This window comes from uncultured Campylobacter sp. (assembly GCF_938018145.1).
In the GTDB taxonomy this organism is placed as follows: domain Bacteria; phylum Campylobacterota; class Campylobacteria; order Campylobacterales; family Campylobacteraceae; genus Campylobacter_A.
Genome location: NZ_CALIII010000022.1, coordinates 1 through 2,690, shown reverse-complemented (window position 1 = coordinate 2,690; position 2,690 = coordinate 1). Strand labels below are relative to the sequence as shown.

Genomic DNA, 2,690 nt, shown 5'->3' with positions numbered 1-2,690 from the left:
ATGCCTGTTACGCTAAAAATCTCAAACACGAGCTGCGAGCTAGCAAAACTCATCGCGATAAAAAGCGCGGTAAAGACGTAGCGCCATTTGGGATCAAACTCGCGGCGTTTGATTATCTTTTTGGCGGCTAAATTTTCATGTATTTTCTCGCCGATCTCGCCTAAAAAGGTATAAGGGCACACCCAGCCGCAAAACGCCCTCCCGCCCACAAGCGCGTAAAAAAGCAAAATCGTAGCCGTGCCGATGATCAAATTTATCGGAAACTCGTGCGTCGCGGCAAATACCTGAAAGCTCATAAAAGCGTCGGTCAAATGAAAGCCTAAAATCCTTGATCCGCTGATGTCGCCTTCTAAAATTTGAATATCCGCGCGGTAAGAAAGCACGAACAAAATATGCACTAGCACGATCACGACTAGGCGGCGTCCTCGCCAGCTGAGGCTTTTTTTGCCCTCGCCGTTTTTTATCGTCAGCGTATCGAAAAAATCGACCTTTGAGACCGTGCAACGCGTGCTATATTTATCCATCCGCTACTCTTTAAATTTTGAAATTTCATCAGCTAGCGCGCCTAGATCCTCGTCTGATACGTTCGTGAGAAGCCCCTTCATCAGGCTGTTTGGCACCTTGCCCTCTTTGTAGTTTTTTAGCGAGGCCAGGATTTCGTCCTTGCTTTTACCCGCGATGCTAGGCGCCATCACGCCCTTGCCGTTTGCTCCGTGACAAGGCGCGCAGGAGGTCAGGTATCGTTTGCTAACGCCCTCGCTAGGCTGATTTGCGACGCTGTTTTGCAGCTGTTTTATCTTTTTGATCTCTTCGCTATCTTGCAAATTTAGCTCTTCGTTTACGACCTTTGGCTGCGTTTGCTGCGCCGGTTTTAGCTCGGGCCTGCTAGCGTCCTTTACGGGTGCTGAGGGCTGGCTAGTCAGCATAAAAACCATGAGCGCAAGTACCAAAACTCCAAAGATTATCGCTATTTTCTTTCCCATTTTAGCCTCCTATTTTTTTCTAAATTGCTCGTTAAATTCGCTGATTTCGTTTGCTAGGGCGCGGATTTGCGCCTCGTCTAGGGTTTGGACTAGATCTTTCATCAGCGGATTTGCCTTTTGCTTGCTCTTATACGCGGCGATCATGTCGTAAATTTGATCCGAGGTTTTGTTTAGCAGCGACGGGCCGATGATACCGTTGGCGTAGTCGTCGTGGCAGGCGGAGCATTTTACGATAAAGTCCTTGCTAAGGCGCCCTTTTACGAGTTTTAAATTTATGCTTTGCAGCGGGTTTCGCACCATCGCTAGCGCGCCGACCGAGCGGCTAGTCTCGCTCTCCTCGTCGTCTAGACCAAATTTGACTCTCTTTTTGCCGTTTATATCGTAGGTCATAAACTGATCGTAGTCTTTTTGCGCGGTTGCGTTTGAGTCCGATTTTTGCGTCTCTATCATGCCTGCGGCGGCGGGCGTCGCTTGCGTTTTTGCCGCTTGCGTCGCGCTTTTTTTATCATCCTTGCTCTCGCAGCCCGTTATCAGCATGGCGGCGGCGAGAGCCATGAGACAGCCTAAAATTTTATTTCTCATTTTTATCCTTTGTAAATTTCGTCATAGCTGCGGTTTGGCGCTATATCGATGATCTGTGCCGGGCAAACCTCGGCGCACACTCCGCATCCGACGCAGCCTTGTTTAAATTCGGGCAAATTTCGCCCGTCGCTTTTAGCCATCGTTATGGCGGCGTCTCCGACCGGACAGAGGCTAACGCACAGATCACAGGGCTTATCCACGCTATTTTGGACGGCGTCTTTTACGGCTTGCTCGCGGTCGTTGTAAATTTTACGCTCAAGCATTCTCGTAACGCCGCTTAAATTTACGTTTTCGTTTTTGTACGCTAGACAGGCTTCGCGTCCTCGCAGCACGCCCACGCCCATCTTTACGTCGTTAATCTGCGTCGTGGCGTGATCTAGCGCGCCGCTAGGACAGGCTAAAACGCAAGGAAAAAGGTCGCACAGATAGCAGCCTCGCTTGTGCGCGTCGATATAGGACGTGCCGTTTGAGTAGCCCTGCGTTATATCTAGTAGCTCGATGCTGTGATACGGACAGACCTGCACGCACTGGCCGCATTTTATGCAGAGCGATTCGAAATTTTTAACCGCTCCCGGAGGCCGTAAAAAAAGCTCGTCCGCGCGCGTTTTAGGTAAAAAATATCCGATGCCGTAGCCTGCGGCCGCTGCGCCTGCCGTTAGGGCGATAAAATTTCGTCTATTCATAGCGTTGCCTTTTGAGCGTTATTGGGGCGCATTTTAGGAGAGCCGTCCTCTAAAAGCTTGAGCGGCTCGGAAAAGGGAGCAAGCTTAGCTAGGAAATTTAGCCCGCTAATCACGGTCGAACCGTAGAAAAAGCGCAGAGTCGGATAGTACTGCCAAAGCTTGTCGGCGTAAACAAAGTGCAAGTATGGTGTATCACCGATGCCGTCGCGGTTTAGATCCAGGCCTTCGTATTCGTCGAAATAATTACCGCTCCACTCGTTTAGCTCGATCTTTGAGCCCGGAGTGTCGTTGATAGCCGTTTCCATGTTTCCGATAAAATCATTACCCTTAAACACGCTTTTTTCCTGCGTCGCGTGCATTTGCAGCCCGATGACGTTGTATAAAATTTGATTGTTTTCGATCAAATTTACGGCGCCCTGATTTAGCGGCGAGCGGTCGGAGT

5 protein-coding genes are annotated in these 2,690 nt (G+C 49.8%); all 5 read right to left on the bottom strand.

Annotated features, from left to right (window positions below; all coding sequences use genetic code 11):
• On the bottom strand, positions 1-524 hold a 524-nt coding region (locus tag Q0338_RS00590), incomplete at its 3' end, for a 4Fe-4S binding protein (RefSeq protein WP_298085072.1).
• A gap of 3 nt (positions 525-527) precedes the next feature.
• A complete protein-coding gene (locus tag Q0338_RS00585) occupies positions 528-983 on the bottom strand; it encodes a c-type cytochrome (protein ID WP_002953801.1) in 456 nt (151 codons plus the stop codon).
• Positions 984-992: 9 nt separating this feature from the next.
• Positions 993-1,565: a hypothetical protein gene (locus Q0338_RS00580; RefSeq protein WP_298085071.1), complete on the bottom strand. Its 573-nt coding sequence runs from the start codon at positions 1,563-1,565 to the stop codon at positions 993-995.
• Positions 1,566-1,567: 2 nt separating this feature from the next.
• Positions 1,568-2,248 (bottom strand): 4Fe-4S dicluster domain-containing protein, encoded by a 681-nt coding sequence (locus Q0338_RS00575; RefSeq protein WP_298085070.1) that lies wholly within the window; start codon positions 2,246-2,248, stop codon positions 1,568-1,570.
• On the bottom strand, positions 2,245-2,690 hold a 446-nt coding region (locus Q0338_RS00570), incomplete at its 5' end, for a NosD domain-containing protein (protein ID WP_298085069.1). The genes Q0338_RS00575 and Q0338_RS00570, both read right to left, overlap by 4 nt.